Source organism: Haloferula sp., assembly GCF_049672945.1.
Taxonomy (GTDB): domain Bacteria; phylum Verrucomicrobiota; class Verrucomicrobiia; order Verrucomicrobiales; family Akkermansiaceae; genus Haloferula.
Genome location: NZ_JBATWY010000049.1, coordinates 1 through 18,293, shown reverse-complemented (window position 1 = coordinate 18,293; position 18,293 = coordinate 1). Strand labels below are relative to the sequence as shown.

Annotated in this window: 15 protein-coding genes; 11 read left to right on the top strand and 4 right to left on the bottom strand. The window is 60.6% G+C overall.

What is annotated here, in order from left to right; genetic code table 11:
• Window positions 1–203: 203 nt before the first annotated feature.
• The gene (locus tag WBG04_RS04100) at window positions 204–734 is read left to right on the top strand and encodes an REP-associated tyrosine transposase (RefSeq protein ID WP_424313107.1); all 531 of its coding nucleotides are present in this window, start codon (window positions 204–206) and stop codon (window positions 732–734) included.
• Between the two features lie 48 nt (window positions 735–782).
• On the opposite strand, the gene recN is transcribed toward WBG04_RS04100, so the two are convergent.
• Window positions 783–2,429 carry a DNA repair protein RecN gene (gene recN, locus WBG04_RS04095; protein ID WP_424313106.1) on the bottom strand — a complete coding sequence of 549 codons (1,647 nt, stop codon included), beginning with the start codon at window positions 2,427–2,429 and terminating at the stop codon, window positions 783–785.
• A gap of 40 nt (window positions 2,430–2,469) precedes the next feature.
• The gene (locus WBG04_RS04090) at window positions 2,470–3,177 is read right to left on the bottom strand and encodes a hypothetical protein (protein WP_424313105.1); all 708 of its coding nucleotides are present in this window, start codon (window positions 3,175–3,177) and stop codon (window positions 2,470–2,472) included.
• Window positions 3,178–3,375: 198 nt separating this feature from the next.
• Between WBG04_RS04090 and WBG04_RS04085 the strand changes: the two genes are divergently transcribed.
• Complete coding sequence (locus tag WBG04_RS04085) at window positions 3,376–3,912, top strand: hypothetical protein (RefSeq protein ID WP_424313104.1); 537 nt, start codon at window positions 3,376–3,378, stop codon at window positions 3,910–3,912.
• Between the two features lie 22 nt (window positions 3,913–3,934).
• Here WBG04_RS04085 and WBG04_RS04080 read toward each other — a convergent pair whose 3' ends face one another.
• Together WBG04_RS04080 and WBG04_RS04075 are read right to left on the bottom strand one after the other, a co-directional pair.
• Window positions 3,935–4,336, bottom strand: a complete 402-nt coding sequence (locus WBG04_RS04080; RefSeq protein ID WP_424313103.1) for a type II toxin-antitoxin system VapC family toxin — start codon at window positions 4,334–4,336, stop codon at window positions 3,935–3,937.
• Window positions 4,336–4,569 carry an antitoxin gene (locus WBG04_RS04075; RefSeq protein ID WP_424313102.1) on the bottom strand — a complete coding sequence of 78 codons (234 nt, stop codon included), beginning with the start codon at window positions 4,567–4,569 and terminating at the stop codon, window positions 4,336–4,338. Before WBG04_RS04075 ends, WBG04_RS04080 begins: the two co-directional genes overlap by 1 nt.
• A gap of 116 nt (window positions 4,570–4,685) precedes the next feature.
• Between WBG04_RS04075 and WBG04_RS04070 the strand changes: the two genes are divergently transcribed.
• The 9 genes from WBG04_RS04070 to WBG04_RS04030 form a co-directional block, all read left to right on the top strand.
• A complete protein-coding gene (locus WBG04_RS04070) occupies window positions 4,686–5,465 on the top strand; it encodes an MBL fold metallo-hydrolase (protein ID WP_424313101.1) in 780 nt (259 codons plus the stop codon).
• Window positions 5,466–5,511: 46 nt separating this feature from the next.
• Window positions 5,512–7,065: a TIGR03790 family protein gene (locus tag WBG04_RS04065; protein ID WP_424313100.1), complete on the top strand. Its 1,554-nt coding sequence runs from the start codon at window positions 5,512–5,514 to the stop codon at window positions 7,063–7,065.
• A gap of 83 nt (window positions 7,066–7,148) precedes the next feature.
• Window positions 7,149–8,516, top strand: a complete 1,368-nt coding sequence (locus tag WBG04_RS04060) for a DUF2851 family protein (RefSeq protein WP_424313099.1) — start codon at window positions 7,149–7,151, stop codon at window positions 8,514–8,516.
• A gap of 43 nt (window positions 8,517–8,559) precedes the next feature.
• Window positions 8,560–9,012, top strand: coding sequence for a GNAT family N-acetyltransferase (locus tag WBG04_RS04055; protein WP_424313098.1), 453 nt, complete (start codon window positions 8,560–8,562; stop codon window positions 9,010–9,012).
• Window positions 9,013–9,023: 11 nt separating this feature from the next.
• Window positions 9,024–10,154: a DNA-processing protein DprA gene (dprA, locus tag WBG04_RS04050; protein ID WP_424313097.1), complete on the top strand. Its 1,131-nt coding sequence runs from the start codon at window positions 9,024–9,026 to the stop codon at window positions 10,152–10,154.
• A 157-nt stretch (window positions 10,155–10,311) separates the two neighbouring features.
• Entirely contained in the window at window positions 10,312–13,269 is a 2,958-nt protein-coding gene (locus WBG04_RS04045; RefSeq protein WP_424313096.1) for a PVC-type heme-binding CxxCH protein, read from the top strand.
• 267 nt (window positions 13,270–13,536) lie between these two features.
• Window positions 13,537–13,878: a hypothetical protein gene (locus tag WBG04_RS04040; protein ID WP_424313095.1), complete on the top strand. Its 342-nt coding sequence runs from the start codon at window positions 13,537–13,539 to the stop codon at window positions 13,876–13,878.
• A gap of 206 nt (window positions 13,879–14,084) precedes the next feature.
• A complete protein-coding gene (gene secA, locus WBG04_RS04035) occupies window positions 14,085–17,012 on the top strand; it encodes a preprotein translocase subunit SecA (RefSeq protein ID WP_424313094.1) in 2,928 nt (975 codons plus the stop codon).
• Window positions 17,013–17,229: 217 nt separating this feature from the next.
• A partial coding sequence (locus WBG04_RS04030; protein ID WP_424313093.1) for a transposase occupies window positions 17,230–18,293 on the top strand: 1,064 nt, incomplete at its 3' end.

Below are 18,293 nucleotides of genomic sequence, written 5' to 3'. Positions count from 1 at the left end.
GCATCCCAGACCGAGAAAATCGCTCAAGAAAGATGTGATCCGCCCTCATTTCGAAGCTCATCCACCAGATTCAGGAAGACCCGTAGATCCTTGTGCTCAAATCATCCGATTGTGGGACGGGCTCTACCTATGATCGTGGTTACCTCCCCCACCGGGATTACGCCGATTCTATTCAAGCGATCACCTTCCGTCTTGCGGACTCCGTGCCACGAAAATTGATCGACTCATGGAAAAGCGAACTTGCCGCTCCACTGGAATCGCCCGATACGATTCTTGCCCAAGAAGCTCGTCAGGACCTGCTCAAGCGAATCGCCCGTTACGAAGACAAAAGCTATGGGGACTGCCTACTCTCCCAACCCGCCTCGGCCCGCGTCCTTCAAACCATCATCATCGAGGGTCATCCCGAGCAATACCGACTCCTCTCATGGTGCATCATGCCCAACCATGTCCACATCATGATTCGCCTCAATCATATGCCTCTCGCAAAAGTCATCCAGCGATGGAAAGGGGCGTCTGCAATCAGGATCAATAAACTGAACCTAAGAACCGGAAAGCTCTGGGCGCGCGAATACTTCGACAGGGTGATTCGAGATGAGACCCACTACGATCGTGCCCTCGCCTACATTAACCGCAATCCGGTCATGGCTGCCCTTTGCCAAGCCCCGGAAGACTGGCCCTTCTCCAGCATTGGCACGGGATGGAACCCCGACCAACCCCAAGGCCCGGACCGCTGACTTTAGTCGGCGCACACAAGTAAGACGACTTACCAGCGAGACCAATTCTCACTCTTCCAAAAGACTGATCGCCATGTCCCGCGCCGACTTGCCACCGCCGCCGAGCATCCTGACCAGTTCATCAATCCGTTGATCACCCGTCACCGGATAGAGACGAGATCTGGTCCGCCCGCCAGCCACATCCTTCTCGACCACGTAGTGCCGCGCCGCCGTCGCCGCCACCTGGGGAAAGTGAGTGATCGCCACCACCTGATGCCGCGCCCCAAGCGCCGCCATCTTTTTCCCAACCGCACGCGCGATCTCGCCACCGACATTGGCATCGATCTCATCGAAGACCATCAATGGCGTCGCATCCTGATCCGCCAACGCACTCTTCACTGCGAGCATCACCCGGCTGATCTCACCGCTCGATCCGATCAACCTCAGCGGCTGAAGCGGCTCACCCGGATTCGGCCCGAATAAAAACTCCACTCCTTCAAAACCATGAATCGACGGCTCGCGCTTCGCCTCCAGGCGAATCTCAAACGACGACTGCTTGAAACCGAGATCCTTCAGCTGCCCCGCAATCTCCTTCGCCAACTTCGGCGCGGCCTTCTTGCGTTTCAGTCCCAGCTTGCGGCCCAACTCATCCACCGCCTCACGCAGCTTCGCCACTTCCGCAGCAAGTTGATCGAGCCGCTCCCCACGATTCTCCACCGCATCAAGACGGTCCGCACAGCGATCACGATGCGCCAGCACCGCTTCCAGCGTGACCCCATACTTCCGCTTCAAGGTCTCGAAAAGATTCACCCGTTCCTCCAATTCCGCCGCCTCCTTCGGATCCAAATCCAAATCCTCCGCGTAATCCTGCAGCGTCGTCTCCAACTCCTGCAACTCAAGCACCGCACCCTCAAGACCCATCGTCTTATCACACACCGTCGGATCGAGTTTCTCCAACTCCCGCACATACTTCTGCACTTCCGCCAGAAGATTCACCACTCCCCCTTCATCGCCACCGAGCACGCCCGCGGCAGCACTCGCCAGCTCGACCAATCGCGTCGCGTTGCTCGCCCGCCGATAGCGATCCGCAATCTCGTCCTCCTCTTCAGGCTTCAAGTTCGCCGCATCGATTTCATCCACCTGGTGCCGCAGCAACTCCAGCTCCTGGCTGCCGGCACTCTCCGCCTCCTGAAGCTCTTCCAGTTCGGTCTGCTTCGCACGCCAGCCACGCCACGCCGTCCGATACTTTTCCAAGTCCGCGCCGGCATAGGCATCCAGCATCGCCAGCTGACGCTCCGTCGAAAGCAAGGACTGGTGGTCATGCGGACCATGCAGATCAACGAGGTGCTCACCGATGCGTTTCAGCAAAGCCAGCGTCACCGGCGAATCGTTGACAAACTGCCGGTTCCCGGTCTGACCAATCGCCCGACGGACAATCAGCAGACCACCGTCGCAAGCCTCAAGCCCACCCTCTTCCAAAACCGCATCCACCTCCTCCGCGTTCGAAAGCTCAAACACCGCCTCGACCGTGCATGAAGCCTCACCCGTCCGGATCAGCGATTTGTCCGCACGCTCGCCCAGCACCAGCTTCAGCGCTCCCACGATCACCGACTTCCCCGCCCCCGTCTCCCCCGTCACCCCGACCAAACCAGGCCCGAGCTCCCAAACCAGTTCATCGACCAGCGCCAGATTGCGGATTTTGAGAAGAGTGAGCATGGGAGCGAATGCCGGGAGTATGTCCAGCCTGACCTGCGAATCAACATCTGCGCGAAGCGATTAAGTCAAGAAACTGACGGTGAAGCGCTTCACTCGCCACGACGACCACGACGTCGATCGGGACGATGATTCCCCCCGAATTCAAAACGTTGTCTCCAGACGCATCAAAGATCCCAAGCCTTCTATTGGGATCATAGTAGGATGAGTCAGCTTCAGCACCCATGACAAACCGCCTCAGGGACCGAAATCCAGCCTGCTCGAACCTCGACCGAATCTGATCCGGTTCCGCATTCTCGCCCGCAATCGCAGGCTGTGAAATCACCAAAGAAAGCCCCTCGTCGATATGAGTGATTCCTCGAAGAAGCACTCGATCCCCGAGCACCCAGTTCACCAATTTCCACCGGGTCAGGTAATCTAGCGGTGTCGCACATACGACTTCCGGCAACCCATCATCACCGGCAGACGGCACCCATCCAAAAGAATCCGTATGGGTGATCTTCCAAAACTCTCCCTCAAATGGAAACACCTCATGTTCCGCGCCCCCTGGCACCGGACGTTCCGGAAATTCCTTCGGATCAAGGATTAGACCCCGATCGTCTGCCCATCTGACGAGGGCGTCTCTCTGCCTGACTGCAGCTTCTTGGCGTACTTCAAACGGTTCATCTGGAGTTGCGCGAGCCACTCCTTCGAGCTGCGCGATGGCTGAGCCGAGCGCACTTCCCGAAGTTCCCTCGCCAAACTCTCGCATGGATCCTCCTTTCCCATGTCCCAAACCCTACACGCCATCCATCACCCTGTCCATCTCCCCTTTGGAACGGAGTAGCGCTTTGAAAAGCGCCATGAGTGGGCAAGGTGACTTTCAGTCGCGCTTCACCGCCCTTGGCTTTCCCCGGATTCCACCAAAGCCATTGCCTTCCAGAACCCACCTTTCATATTCGTGACCACCATGCGGCCCCTCCAAGCCACTGCCCTATTTCTCGCCCGCCACTTCCTCGCCGTTGCCTTTGGAATCGTCGCCGCCTGCGCCATCTGGACGCTGATTTACCTGCTTCTTTTCATCTTCGCCCTGTTCTTCGGTGGCGGCTTGGGCGGCCCCCTTGCCTATCCCGCCGGCCTCGTCTCAATCGCGCTCATGGGGGCGGTGGGATGGGGAATTTTCGCTCCTGCCTCAGGAATAGGCACCATTTTCTGCCGCCTCTTCCGCTTACCCCGCCTCGCAGCCATTCCCGCCACTTTCCTGAGTGCCCTGATCCTCAGCTACGCGGTCTACGCCTGTTTCATCACATGGCTGACCACCCACCCCATGCCGGACGCAGCAACATTCCTCAAATCCTTCTTGCTCTACCTCGCCGTCCCACTCGGGATCTATTGGTGGCTCATTGAAGGCCCCGGAGCCCTCTTTGATACCTTCCGGCGTTGGCTCAAAAGGAAAGCCGCCAAGTCAAGGACATCGCACTCGCTGGGCAAGACGGAACCTCAATAAAGAGAGTCAGCGTCACCAAGCTTTAGCCCTTCCAATTGACCAATTTTAAACCCTTCACCCGAGAAAACTCACGACTATTGTTCGTCACCAAGGTCCATCTCTTCGCCAGCGCCACTCCAGCCAATAGCGTATCATAGGGACCGATCTTTTTCCCACGCTTCTCAAGATCCGCCCGCACACGCGCCGCGATCACCGCCTCCGTATCGCCGAAGTCCACCACCGAGAACAACTTCACTAAATTCTCCAGTTTCTCCCTCTTTAACTTGGCATGCTTCAACGATCCTTTCTCCAGCCCTACACGTAGCTCAAACAAACTGATCGTTGAAACGTGAATAGCCAAGCGATCCTCCTTCCGCGCATTCTCGAGCACTTCCTCCTCGCCGCGCATGAAGAAAATGCAGGTATCCGTGTCGAGAAGGAACATCACCAGTCGCGCGAGTCCAATCCCTCACCTTGTTCAGGTCTCTCCCATGAATCGAGCTTTGGCTCACGGGGAAACATCTTCTCCAAATCCTCCGGCCAGTTGTTCGTCGTAGGCATCAGGTGGATCCCCGCTTCGTCCTTGGTGATGATCACCCGACCAATTGGCAACGAGAACCCCTTCGGCAATCTCACAGCCAATGAGTTTCCGCTTTTGAAGACTGTCGTTGTTTCCATCAAACCACTGTATACACAATCGTGATATACACAAGACTAAACACCCCACCCATCCAGAAAACTTTCCCCGCTTGGCGACTTGGCGTTTCAAATAATTCCCCCATCCTCCCGCCCAGATGCCTGCGGACTTCGAAATCACCTTCCTCGGCACCGGCACCTCCGTCGGTGTCCCGGTCATCGGTTGCGAGTGTCCGGTCTGCACCTCCTCCGACCCGCGCAACACCCGCACCCGCTCGTCGATTCACGTCCGCGCGGGAGACATCAGCCTGCTCGTCGACTCCGGCCCCGACCTCCGCGAACAGGCCTTGCGCGAAAAAATCACCAGGGTCGACGCGGTGCTCTACACCCACGGCCACGTCGACCACGTCGTCGGCTTCGACGAACTCCGCGCCTTCTGCTGGCGCCGCGACACCCCCCTGCCGATGCACGGCAGCACCCAGACCCTCACCACCCTCCGCACCATGTTTTCCTGGGCATTTTCCGAGGAAAACGTCTACCGCGGCTACGTGAAACCGGGCGCCATCGAGTTCGATGGCCCCTTCTCCTACGGCGACCTGAAAGTCACCCCGCTGCTCGTCGAACACGGCGCCGTCGACACTCACGGCTTCCTCTTCGAACACCCCGGCAGCCCGCCAAGCGCCTACATCCCGGATGTAAAACGCATCCCGCAAGAAACTCTCGACCGCATTCATCAGGTCGACATCCTGATCATCGACTCGCTCCGTCCCTCGTCCCACCCGACCCACATGTCAGTCACCGAAGCCCTCGCCGCCATCGAGCGGATCGACCCCGGCAAGGCCTGGCTCACTCATTTGGGACATGAAAACGAGCACTCCCAGCTGGAATCAACGCTGCCCCATCGGATCCGCGTCGCCCACGACGGTCTGAAGTTGTGAGCATTTCACGCTTCCCGCATCAAGCCCTGCGCCTTTGACTTGGCCCATGCTTCGACTGCTGCTTTTCCTTCTCATTTCCCACTCGGTCTTCGCCGCGCCAAGAGACCCGGTCGTCCAATCGGTCGCCGTGCTCTACAACAGCGCATTGCCCGAGTCCGAGAAGCTTGCCAACAGCTACGCCGTCGCCCGTGGCATTCCCGTGGAGAATCTCGTGGGCCTGCGCTTGCCGGACAAAGAAGAAATCACCCGGGCCGAATTCGATACCCTGCTCCGCGAACCTCTGGTGGCGGAATTTGACCGCCGCCAATGGTGGACTCGCGCACCCAACGAACAGGGCAATCTGCAAATGCAGAGCACCCGAATTCAGATCCTCGCCTGCATGCGCGGCATCCCGATCAAAGTCCTCGAAGCATCACCTCCTCCGCCGGAAGACGCCCCACCCGTTTCACAGGGCCAGAAGTGGATGGAAAACCGCAGTGCCTCCGTCGACTCCGAACTTTCGCTCCTCGGCCTCGACGGCTTTCCCTCCCAAGGTCAGATCAATAATCCCTACTTCAAAAAGGACGACGCCATCTCCGCAGCCGGCATCCCCATCCTCCTCGTCGGCCGTATCGATGGCCCCTCCTTCGAAGTTTGCCAGCGCATGATCGCCGATGCCATCGCCGTGGAGAAAACCGGACTCTGGGGCATGGCCGTCATCGACATCGCCAACAAGCACCCCCAAGGCGACACCTGGCTGGAAGTCACCGCCGCCAACTTCATGAACGCAGGCATCCCCACTTTCGTCGATCGCTTTAATCCCACCCTCCCGCCGAACTACCCGCTCAATGATACCGCCATTTACTTCGGATGGTACGATGGCCACGTCAGCGGCCCGTTCAAGAACCCAAGCTTCAAATTCAAACGCGGTGCCGTCGCCGTTCACCTCCATTCATTCAGCGCCGCCCAACTGCGAAACCCCACCCAGAACTGGTGCGCCCCGCTACTCGAAAAAGGAGCCGCCGCGACCCTCGGAAACGTCTATGAACCCCTGCTCCATCTGACCCATAACTTCGACATCTTTTCGGCACGCCTGCTCGCAGGATACACTCTCGCCGAAGCCGCCTACATGTCGATCCCAGCCCTCTCGTGGCACAACGTCGTGCTCGGCGACCCCCTCTACCGCCCCTTCCTCCACCTCGATGGCAGCGGAGAAAAAAAGCCAGAGGATGCCGCTTACCGTGCCTTGCGCATCGCCGAAATGCGCTGGGGAAAAGACCCTTCAGAAATGGAGAAACAACTGAGACTCGCCGCTCCCCGCATGCAAAGCGGAGTGATGCTTGAAGCACTCGGACTCGACCTGATGGAGCGCAAACAATACCCCCAAGCCACGCTCGCCTTTCAGGAAGCCAAAGGCATCTACTTCAACAATGTCGACCGCTTCCGCATGGACATGCTGATCGCCGCCATCGATCGCACCAATCAGCGTAACACCGTCGCCATCAGGACACTCCGCGACGCCAAGCTCCGCTACTCCCACCTCCCCGAAGCTGAAGCCGCTGCCGCCTGGCTCAACATCCTCGACCCTCCTCCGCCACCTCCCGCCACCCCGAAAAAGTAGCGTCGCTGCTCCATCGCCGTAGCTGCTGCGGCCCGCCGCAGGCCGTGCTTGCTGCGGCCCGCAGCAACCAACCCCACCGAGCCATGACCTACCTCAAGCTCCTCAACCAAGTCCTCGGCGAAAACCGGCTTGCCGAATCTCCGCCGCTCCCCCTCCCCGACGAACTCGAACTGCAGGCCCTGTGGTTCGCGGGAGCCTTCGGCCGCGACTTCACCGACGACCGCGGACGAGCTGTTAGAATCATCCAGTTTGGCGAATGGAACCGCACCGCCGGACCCGACTTCCTCCACGCCGCCGTTGAGATCGATGGGGAAAAACAGGACGGAGCCATCGAACTCGACCTCGAAGCCTCCGACTGGGAAGCCCACGGCCACGGCAGCGACCCGGCATTCAACAAAGTCGTCCTCCACATCACTTTCCGATCACAGACCTCCACCACCTTCACCCGCACCGCCGAGCACCGCGAAGTCCCGCATGTTGCCATGCCCGCCCAGCTCATCCAACAAGCCCTCCAGCTCCCTGTTAGAGAAATCGCCATCGCCCGCCCCGGCCGCTGCGTCCACCCCCTCGCCGATCTAACAGAGCCCGCCCTCCGCTCGCTCCTTCAACAATCCTCCGAACATCGCGCCGCCCTCAAGTCCGCCCGCTTCCTCAAAACCGCCGACGCCCACGGCCGCGACGCCGCCCTCTACCAAGCCACCGCCGAAACCCTCGGCTACCGCGCCAACGCCCTCGCCATGCGGCTCCTCGCCCAGCGCATGCCGCTCACCGCCTTGAAGGAACACCCGGACGATACGGAAGCCCTGCTCTTCGGAGCCGCCGGCTTTCTCTCCCCCGAACTCCACGAAAAAGCCCCACCCGATACCCGTGATCACCTCCGCCAACTCTGGGACACCTGGTGGAAGCATCGCGGCAACTGGGAGTCCACCCACCCCATCCCCTGGAAGTTCCACGGCCAGCGCCCCGCCAACCATCCCCACCGCCGCGTCGCCGCCCTCGCCGCCATTGTTAGAAACTGGTCCACCTTCCGCAAACGCGCCCTCGGCCGTCCCTTCTCGCCCAAAACCACCACCATCTTCCTCGCCGAACTCAGCGACGAGTTCTGGACCCACCGCCACACCCTTTCCTCCGCCAAAAGCGCACGCCCCATCGCCCTCTTCGGCAAATCCCAAGCTACCGAACTCTTCGCCAACCACCTCATCCCCCTCGCCCTTCACGAAGACCCTCGTTTCGACTTCGAGTCCTACCTCAAGCTCCCCGCTGGCGCGAAGAACGAAAAGGTCCGACGCTGCGCCATCCGCCTCTTCGGCTCCGAAGAAGCCGCCAAACCCTGGCTCAAAAAAGCCGCCCACCACCAGGCCCTCCTCCAGATCTACCACGACTTCTGCCTCGAAGACCTCACCGACTGCCACGACTGCCCCTTCCCCGAACAACTCGCCCAATGGACATAGCTGCGGCGGCCCGCAGCCATAGCAAAATCTGCCCCACCGCCTCATGACCGTCCAAGAAATCCCGTACGGCTCCGAATTCTACCGTCAAAATCTCATCTTCCGTGACCTTCACTTGCGCCAACCCCTCGGCCTGAATCTCAACACCGATGATACCGAAAATGAGGCAGATCACCGCCATTTCGCACTTCTCGACGGGAAGACCATCATCGGCGGTCTGATCGCCCGTCCTACCGATCACCGAAGCATGCGCTTCCGGCAGATGTGGATCAATCCCCCACTTCACGGCAAGGGCCACGGCAAGCATCTCCTCATCACCGTCGAGACGATTCTCGCCAAAGAAGGCATCACCCATTTCACCCTCCACGCCCGTCAATCGGCCCGCGACTTCTATCTGAAATGTGACTATCTCCCGCTCGGAAAAACCTTCACCGAAGTCGGCATCCCGCACATCGCCATGGACAAGCACCTGCCAACTTTCAAAGATGCTTCCCAATAGAATCCTATCCCGTGCTCGAACACCTCCTCGCCCTCAACCAGCTCCCCAAGCTCGGCCCTGTCCGCATCCGACGCCTCATCGAAGCCTTCGGCTCCGCCGACAAAGCCCTCGCCGCCCGCCAGGACCAGCTCATGCGCGTCGATGGCATCGGCCCCGAACTCGCGGCCATCCTGACCGACTGGGAATCCCACTCCGACCCCGCCACCGAGCTGCGCGAACTCAAGGAACGGAACCTCTCCGTCATCCTTCCCGATGACCCCGCCTTCCCACCCCAGCTCCGCGAAGCCTACGACTGCCCACTCCTCCTCTACGTCTGGGGAAAGATCGAAGAACGCGACCGACACGCCATTGGCATCGTCGGCACCCGCCGCTGCTCGATCTACGGGAAAAATAGTAGCAAAAAACTCTCCTACCAGCTCGCCCACGCCGGCTTCACCGTCATCTCCGGCCTCGCCCGCGGGATCGACACCACCGCCCACGAAGCCGCCATCGCCGCCGGAGGCCGCACCATCGCCGTCATCGGCTCCGGCCTCGCCAAGATCTTCCCCGCCGAAAACCTCCCGCTTGCGGAAATGATCGCCGATGGCAAAGGCGCCGTGGTCTCCGAATTCCCCCTCCATACCTCCCCCGACAAGAAAACCTTCCCGCAGCGCAACCGCATCGTCGCCGCCTGGAGCAAGGCCCTCATCGTCACCGAGTCCCCACTCTGGTCCGGCTCCCTCATCACCGCCAATCTCGCCACCGAATACGGCCGCCCCGTCTACGCCGTCCCCGGCCCGATCGACAAACCGACCTCCGCCGGCTGCAACCGCCTCATCCGCGACGGTGCCACCCTCCTCACCGACGCCTCCGAACTCCTCGATGACCTCGGTTCCCTCAACTTCGACCGCCCGGAGCGTAGGCTTCAGCCTACTCAGGACGGTGGACTTCAGTCCACCCAAGCAGCCGAAAAACCCGACCTCCCCGACCTAGCCCCCGACGAGCAAACCGTCCTCACCGCCCTCGGCACCGACGAATCCGGCATCGACCGCCTCATCGACCTCACCGCCCTCCCCGCCGCCACCGTCAGCGCCACCCTCTTAAAACTCGAAATGAAACGCCTCGTCCGCCCCCTCCCCGGCTTCCGCTACGTCAAAAGATAGCCGTGGACTGCGTGCAGCCTGCTGCCGCTGTTCCGTTTCCAGCCTGCTGGAAACGAACCCGCCCCACCAAAAGACATCGTCACCCATCATTCGCCCACCACATCCAGCAGGCTGGATCCCACCACAGCGGCAGCAGGTTGCCGCACTCCAAAATCCCATGCGCCCCCTCCTCTTCCTCATCCCTGCGGTCAGTCTCGCCACCGAATTCCCCACTCCCACCAACTCGGAAACCCAGCCCGGCTCCCCCATGCCCGCCGAGGAAGTCGCCGCCAAAACCCCGATGCCTGAGGGCTTCAAAATCGGCGTCTTCGCCTCCGAGCCCACCGTCCAAAACCCCATCGACTGCTCATGGGACACCCGCGGCCGCATGTGGGTCGCCGAAAACTTCACCTATGAACGACTCGGCACCACCCTGCGCGACGACTTACGCGACCGAGTCATCCTCCTCAAGGACACCACCGGCGACGGCAAAGCCGACGAACGCCTCGTCTTCACCGACACCCTTCTCAATCTAACATCCATCGAGTGGACCCCCGAAGGCCTGTGGGTCATGTGCCCCCCGCAGCTCCTTTTCATCCCCGATGAAAACCGCGACGCCATCCCCGACTCCGAACCCCAAGTCATCCTCGACGGCTTCACCGTCCCGAAAGGCAACCACCACAACTTCGCCAATGGCCTGCGCATCGGACCCGACGGCTGGCTCTACGGCCGCTGCGGCGGCTCCGCCCCCGGCGAAGTCGGCAAACCCGGCACCCCCGACGCCGATCGCATCCCCCTGCGCGGCGGCATCTGGCGCTACCATCGCACCCGCGGCACCTTCGAAGTCATCGCCTCCGGCACCACCAACCCGTGGGGCCACGACTGGGACGAAAACGGCAACCTCTTCCTCATCAACACCGTCAACGACCACCTCTTCCACGCCGTCCCCGGCATGCGCCTCGCGCGCCTGCTCACCAATCCCGCCAACCCGCGCGTCTACGAAACCATCCCCGGCCACGCCGACCACTGGCACTTCGACACCAGCGGGAAATGGAACGAATCCCGCAACGGCGTCGCCAACGACTTCGGCGGCGGCCACGCCCACGTCGGCATGATGATCTACCAAGGCAACAACTGGCCCGCCGAGTATCGCGGCAAACTTTTCACCATCAACCTCCACGGCCGCCGCATCAATCAGGAGATCCTCACCCCCAAAGGCTCCGGCTTCGTCGCCAGCCACGGCGAAGACCTCTTCATCACCCCCGACCCCTTCTTCCGAGGCGTCGAACTCACCCAAGGCCCCCACGGCGAAGTCTACGTCCTCGACTGGTCCGACACCGGCGAATGCCACGAAAACACCGGCGTTCATCGGACGAGTGGGCGGATCTATATGATTAGCTACGATGAGTATCGTAGGTGGGAAGACGACATGACGAAGACTTCAAATGAAGAGCTTCTTCCCATTTTACAGAACAAGGAAAATTCGTGGCAAAGCCGAATGGCTTGCCAAGTTCGTGCCTTGAGGAAGTCACCACACAGTCGTGATGCTAAACACGCGAGTCCCACTGGTGAAGAATTGATTCAAAAAGGATTCATGCCCATCGACGCCGGAGAACAGAGGTTTTGGATAAAACCGGAGAGTGAGAGTGATTTCATTCGATCACTCACAGAAAACTGGCCTCTCGATTCAATCACCTCGACACGAATTGATACCGATGAAGCATCTTACCTCGCGGACGAATACATTGAACTCTTCATAATACTCGCCGACCGCTCCCCCCAAGTCCGCCTTCAACTCGCCTCCACCCTCCAGCGTCTCCCCTTCGATCTCCGCAAGCACCTCGCCCTCGCCCTCGTTTCCCACGCCGAGGACGCCGATGACCACAACCTCCCCTTGCTCGTCTGGTATGGCCTGATCCCCGTCGCTGACGAGCACCCCGATCACCTCGTCGAGATCTTCTCCGCCTGCACCTGGCCCAAGCTCCGCCGCTTCATCGCCCGCCGCCTAGCCGAAGACCTCGACACCCGCCCCGAACCCTTCAACCAGCTCCTCAAACTCGCGACCGGACCGCCGACTTTAGTCGGCGCTACCACTGACTTAATCCGCGGCCTCACCGACGCCACCCGAGGCTGGCAAAAAGCCACCCCGCCACCGAACTGGCCCGCCTTCGTCAAATCCCTCGACCCCTCCCTCAAACCCCAACTCGCCCCCCTCGAACTCCTCTTCGGCACCGGCCTCCCCCTTTCCGAAGTCCGCCAGATCGCCCTCGACCCCAAAGCCCCCCTCGATGCCCGCCAATCCGCCCTCCGCAGCCTCATCCGCGCCAATCCCGACGACCTCAAAAAAATCCTGATTTCCCTCCTCGATGTCCAGCACCTCAACACCACCGCCGCCGAAGGACTCGCCACTTTCGACGACCCAAGGGTCGGCCGCATCCTGACCCTCAAGCTCAACCGCTTCCACGCCGCTCAGCAGGACGAGATCCTCGCCATCCTCTGCTCCCGCCCCGCCTTCGCCCGCACCCTGCTCGATCGCATCGAGCAGAAAAAACTCCCCGCCCAACGCCTCAGCGCTTTCCACGCCCGCCAGATCGATTCCCTCGGCGACGAAGCCCTCTCCACCCAGCTCCGCAAAGTCTGGGGCACCAGCGGCCTTACCGACCAAGCCAAAACCGAGCTCATCGAAGCCACCCGCGCCCAACTCACCCCCGCCGTCCTCGCCAAGGCCGATCTAACAAACGGCAGCCAGATTTTCCAAACCCACTGCGCCACCTGCCACAAGCTCCACGGCCAGGGCAGCGACATCGGCCCCGACCTAACAGGTGGCGGCCGCAGCAACCTCGACTACCTCCTCCACAACATCATCGACCCCTCCGCCGAACTCGCCCCGGATTATCGCATGGAGCTCTTCACCCTCACCGACGGCCGCACCCTAACAGGCGTCATCAAAGAACAGAGTCCCCGCACCCTCACCATCCAGACAATGACCACCAAAGAGACCATCGAGCGGACGCAAATCCAGGACCGCCAACTCTTCGAAACCTCCCTCATGCCTGAAGGCCTCCTCAACGGCCTCACCACCGAGCAAACCCGCGACCTCTTCGGCTACCTCATGCACCCCGGCAAGCCCGACTAACCCACAAGCCCGTGGACTGCGGCAGCCTGCTGCCGCTGTTCCCGTTTCCGGCCTGCCGGAAACGAGCCCGAACCACCAAAAGACCTCAACCCGTCGTTCGCCCCCGCATCCAGCAAGCTGGATCTCACCACAGCGGCAGCAGGCTGCCACCGCACTCCAGATTTCTCCGATCAGATACCCGTCGCCAGCAGCCATGATTTGACAATTCCTCGCCTTCTCCGATCCTCCATCTGGTAAGTCGCTACGGCTGCCCGGCCCCGAATCCCGATGATCACCTTCCGCCAGAAGCTTCAGCCTCACGTCTTGATCCCATGGGTCTTCGCGCTGGTGGCTCTGTTCGGATGCAACCTGCTCGCCCAGCAAAAGGCCTCGCTGAGAAAGTCCGCTCAACTCGATGGCGGCAGCGTGACTCTCCTCGCAGACGAGGACGCACCGCCAAACACCGCGAACCCTCCGACCAGCTTGGCCGGACCGACCCTCGATGGCACCACCCTGAGTGAACCCGCATTCCAGCGGATCGCAATCGCACCCTTCCGAAACCAGGTCGCTCTCGCCTCATCAAACGGGACTGTCCAAGGACGGGCTCCGCCGGCAACAGAGACCTGCTAGAACGCACCCTGTTGCAACCGACACTCGCCACTTCACAGGCTCGAGTGCGAACCTCGTAATCGGGAAACCGCGCCGATCCGTCTTTCCTCCTCCATGAGGGAAACCCACCCGCTCCAGTGGCGGACTTTCGCCGATTTACGGCATCCATTTTCTAACATTTCTTTAAAATCCGCGGAGAAACACCCCCGCACGACTCATCCAATTTCATGATCACCTGGTCATTTCCACCCATCCTCGGCAGCAAAAACGATCGCGAACTCAGCCGAATTCGTCCGATCGTCAAACGCATCAACAGCATCGAAGAGAAGCTTCAGCAAGAACCTGCCGAAGCCCTCCAAGAGCTCACCAGCAAATGGCAGCAGCATCTCGCCCGCTACCATCCGCTCGACATCGCCTCCAAGACCGCTGTCGAAAAAATGGACGAAGCCGCCCTGCAGAAAACCGCCCAGGCCCTGCAGCAGCGCCTCGCCGTGCTGCGCAAGGAGTTCTCATCCCTACCCTCTGAGGTCGCCCCCACCGCGGAGTCCATCGAGAACGCAAAGGCCGCCTTTCACCACATCGAGGACCGCTTCGGTCCGGCCCGCGCGAAATACCTCCTGCAGATCCTCCCCGAAGCCTACGCCGTGGTGAAGAATGCCGCGCGCCGACTCTGCGGCAGCCAGACACGCGTCAGCGGCCAGCCATTGACCTGGGACATGGTCCACTACGACGTCCAACTCATTGGAGGCATCGCCCTGCACCGCGGGCTCATCGCCGAAATGCAAACCGGTGAAGGAAAGACGCTCGTCGCCACGCTGCCGGTCTATCTCAATGCTCTAACAGGTCTCGGAGTTCACGTCGTCACCGTCAACGACTACCTCGCCAAACGCGACTCCGAATGGATGGGCGCCCTCTACCGTTCACTCGGTCTCAGCGTAGGCTGCCTGCAAAACCAGATGCGCCCGGCAGAGCGCCGAGCCGCCTACGCCTGCGACATCACCTACGGCACCAACTCGGAATTCGGCTTTGACTACCTCCGCGACAATGGCATGGCCCAAAGCCGCGGAGAACAAGTCCAGCGCGACCACTACTTCGCCCTGCTCGACGAAGTGGATTCCATCCTCATCGACGACGCACGTACGCCACTGATCATCACCGGACCCGCCGAGCAATCCGCGCAGCCGATGCTCGAGCTCAAGCCGCAAGTCCAACAACTGGTGAAACGCCAGACCGCGCTGTGCAACCAGCTCGCCTCCGATGTAAAAAGCCATCTCGAATCAGGAGACGAAGCCGAAGCAGGTCTGGCACTCTTCAAACTAAAGCTCGGCCAACCACGCCACCGCCAGTTCCTGCGCTTCATGGAAAGCCCCGAACTCCGCAGGCTCTTGGAAAAAACGGAACTCCAGTACCAACGTCAGTCCTTTCGGAAAGACATCTATCAACTCAAGGAAGAGCTCTATTTTTCCATCGACGACAAACGCCGCGACGCCGACCTCATGGAGAAAGGCCGACTGCTCCTTTCACCCAGCGATCCCGAGAGCTTCACACTGCCGGATTTCACCACGAAGCTCAGCGCCATCGACAACGACGAGAGCCTTTCGCGCGAACAGAAAGAGAACGCCAAAAAGTCACTCCATGAAGAGCGAAACACACGTGCCGCATCGATCCATGCCATCTCCCAACTGCTCAGTGCCTACTGCCTCCACGAGCGCGATGTCCACTACGTCGTCCGCGGCGGAAAAGTCACGATCATCGATGAAAGCACCGGCCGCGAAATGCCGGGCCGACGCTGGTCGGATGGCCTTCACCAAGCCGTCGAAGCGAAGGAAGGCGTGAAGATTGAAGAAGAGACGAAAACTTACGCGACGATCACCATTCAGAACTACTTCCGTCTCTATGAGAAACTCGCCGGAATGACGGGAACCGCAGAAACCGCCGCGGCGGAATTCCACGCCATCTATCACCTCGATGTCCTCCCCATCCCGACCCACGCACCGAACCAGCGGATCGACCGCAACGACCAGCTCTTCAAGACCCGGCGCGACAAATACCAAGCGGTGATCAGAACAGTCGAAACCGCTCACCAAGCCGGCCAACCCGTGCTCATCGGCACCGCCTCCGTCGAGGCCTCCGAGACGCTCGCCCGCATGCTCAAGCTCGCTAAAATCCCGCACTCGGTGCTCAACGCCAAGCACCACGAAAAGGAAGCCAACATCGTCGCCATGGCCGGCCAACGAGGTGCAGTGACCGTTTCGACAAACATGGCAGGCCGCGGCACCGACATCAAACTCGGCGAAGGCGTCGCCGAACTCGGCGGCCTGTTCGTCATCGCCACCGAGCGCCACGCCTCGCGTCGCGTCGACCGGCAACTCCGCGGCCGTTGCTCCCGCCAAGGCGACCCCGGCTGTTCGCAGTTCTTCCTTTCCCTCGAAGACGACCTCATGCGCAACCATGGCGATCCCGCCCAGATGGCGGCGCTCATCGAACAAGCGAAAAGAAACGGCACCAAGATCCCGCCCATCGGCAAACTCGTCGAATCCGCCCAAGCACAACTCGAACAGCGCGACGCCAAAGGCCGCAAGCAGATCCTCGATTTCGATGATGTGATGAATCTCCAACGCGAGATCGTCTATGACTTCAGAAACAACGTCCTGACCAACGAAGACATCCGGGACTTGGCGCTGCAGACGATCGAGGAAAGCGTCACCCACGGTGTCCAGAGTCATCTCGCGGATGGTGACCCACTCAACCCGGATTTCACTCCCCTTCGCGAATGGGCGCGAGCGACATTCCTGATCGAGCTCAGCGATCCCTCAAACGTCGCCCCAGAAAAGCTCCCCTCTGAAGTCACCAAACGTGTCCTTGCCAGCTACGAGCAACGAGTCGAAGGCGTGCCCGCTGAGTTCCTCGAGCGCGAGGAAAGGAGGGCCCTGCTTTTCGCCATCGATCACGGCTGGCAGGAGCATCTTGCCGAAATGGATGAGCTCCGCGACGGCATCTTTCTCCGAAGTCAGGGGCAGAAGGACCCGCTGGTGGAATACAAGAACGAAGCCTTCGCGCTCTTCGGCACCTTGATGGATCAGATCAAGCGCGATGCCAGCTCGAACCTCTTCCACCTCGCCGCCGGAATCCAAGCCCTCAAGGCCAAACGCTAGAAATCTTTGGACTGCGGTGGCTCACCTCCGCTCTCCGGGCCACCAAAAGAGTCCTCTCTAGCAACGACAAGCAACCAAACCCTCACCTTTCCTTTAAAGTGTCTGACCCTCCTTTACTTTACTTTAAAGTGTCTGTCCCTTTACAAGTACTTTAAAGTGTCTGTCCCTTTACAAGAAACGAGTTGATCTTCCTCGTCAAGCCTGCTTCTCTCACTCCATGCGTCGCCCTCGTTTCCGTGGCCCGAAGAATCTGCCCGTCGCCTACTTCCACTGCGTTTCCCGCATCGTCGGTCGGGAGTTCCTGCTCGGACCCGCGGAAAAGGATCACTTCATCAAACTCATGCGACTCTATGAGAAGCTTTGCGGCCTGCGCATCCTTTCCTATTGCCTCATGTCGAATCACTTCCACCTCCTCGTGGAAGTCCCGCAACGCCCCTCCCCCGAGCATCTCCCCAACGACGACGCCCTTGTCAGCCTGGTCCGTAATACCCTCGGCGACAAAGGTGCCAACGAACTCGCATGGGAACTCAAGCACCTTCGCAAGATCGGCAACACCGCCGGAGCCGAAGCACTTCGCGAACGATGGTTCGCCCGCATGTGGGACATCAGCCCGTTCATGAAAACCCTCAAACAACGCTTCACCCAGTGGTTCAATGGACGCCACAAACGCAAGGGCACCCTCTGGGAAGACCGCTTCCGCTCCGTCCTCGTCCAGGGCGAATGCCATGCCCTGCGAGCCATGGCCGCCTACATCGACCTCAATCCCGTGCGCGCCAAGATCTGTGACGACCCCGCCGACTACCGCTGGTGCGGCTACGCCGAAGCGCTTGCCGGCGGACGGCTTGCCCGCCGGGCCGTCACCTTCCTCAACTCGCTGGCACCCCACGGCGGACAGCTTCCCGACCATCAGCGCCCAAAGAATCACAACGAGAGCCTCCAACGCTGGCGCTGCTGGCTATACGGCCTGCCGGAAACCGAAGCCGCCCAAGCCGAGCAACTCGCCCGTGAGAAACAACGTCCCGGCACCGCATCCATCAGGGATCGCGTCCCCCGCAAGACCGCGCTGAAAGCCCTCAAGAAGGGCGGCCGCCTCGACCGCGCCACCTACCTGCGATGCCGCGTACGATATTTCACCGACGGCCTGGTCATCGGCAGTCGCGACTTCGTCGAGCAGGCATTTGCCGCCTGCCGCGAACACTTCTCGGCCACCCGCAGCCACGGAGCCCGCCCGATGCGTGGCCTCCAACTCGCCCCCAAGCCCGAACGCCTGTATGTCGCGAG

What these genes read in the sequence shown, in the direction of transcription:
- recN (WP_424313106.1), bottom strand. Translation starts at nt 2,429, where the DNA reads ATGCTCACTCTTCTCAAAATCCGCAATCTGGCGCTGGTCGATGAACTG.
- WBG04_RS04090 (WP_424313105.1), bottom strand. Translation starts at nt 3,177, where the DNA reads ATGCGAGAGTTTGGCGAGGGAACTTCGGGAAGTGCGCTCGGCTCAGCC.
- WBG04_RS04085 (WP_424313104.1), top strand. Translation starts at nt 3,376, where the DNA reads ATGCGGCCCCTCCAAGCCACTGCCCTATTTCTCGCCCGCCACTTCCTC.
- WBG04_RS04080 (WP_424313103.1), bottom strand. Translation starts at nt 4,336, where the DNA reads ATGTTCCTTCTCGACACGGATACCTGCATTTTCTTCATGCGCGGCGAG.
- WBG04_RS04075 (WP_424313102.1), bottom strand. Translation starts at nt 4,569, where the DNA reads ATGGAAACAACGACAGTCTTCAAAAGCGGAAACTCATTGGCTGTGAGA.
- WBG04_RS04070 (WP_424313101.1), top strand. Translation starts at nt 4,686, where the DNA reads ATGCCTGCGGACTTCGAAATCACCTTCCTCGGCACCGGCACCTCCGTC.
- WBG04_RS04065 (WP_424313100.1), top strand. Translation starts at nt 5,512, where the DNA reads ATGCTTCGACTGCTGCTTTTCCTTCTCATTTCCCACTCGGTCTTCGCC.
- WBG04_RS04060 (WP_424313099.1), top strand. Translation starts at nt 7,149, where the DNA reads ATGACCTACCTCAAGCTCCTCAACCAAGTCCTCGGCGAAAACCGGCTT.
- WBG04_RS04055 (WP_424313098.1), top strand. Translation starts at nt 8,560, where the DNA reads ATGACCGTCCAAGAAATCCCGTACGGCTCCGAATTCTACCGTCAAAAT.
- WBG04_RS04045 (WP_424313096.1), top strand. Translation starts at nt 10,312, where the DNA reads ATGCGCCCCCTCCTCTTCCTCATCCCTGCGGTCAGTCTCGCCACCGAA.
- WBG04_RS04040 (WP_424313095.1), top strand. Translation starts at nt 13,537, where the DNA reads ATGATCACCTTCCGCCAGAAGCTTCAGCCTCACGTCTTGATCCCATGG.
- secA (WP_424313094.1), top strand. Translation starts at nt 14,085, where the DNA reads ATGATCACCTGGTCATTTCCACCCATCCTCGGCAGCAAAAACGATCGC.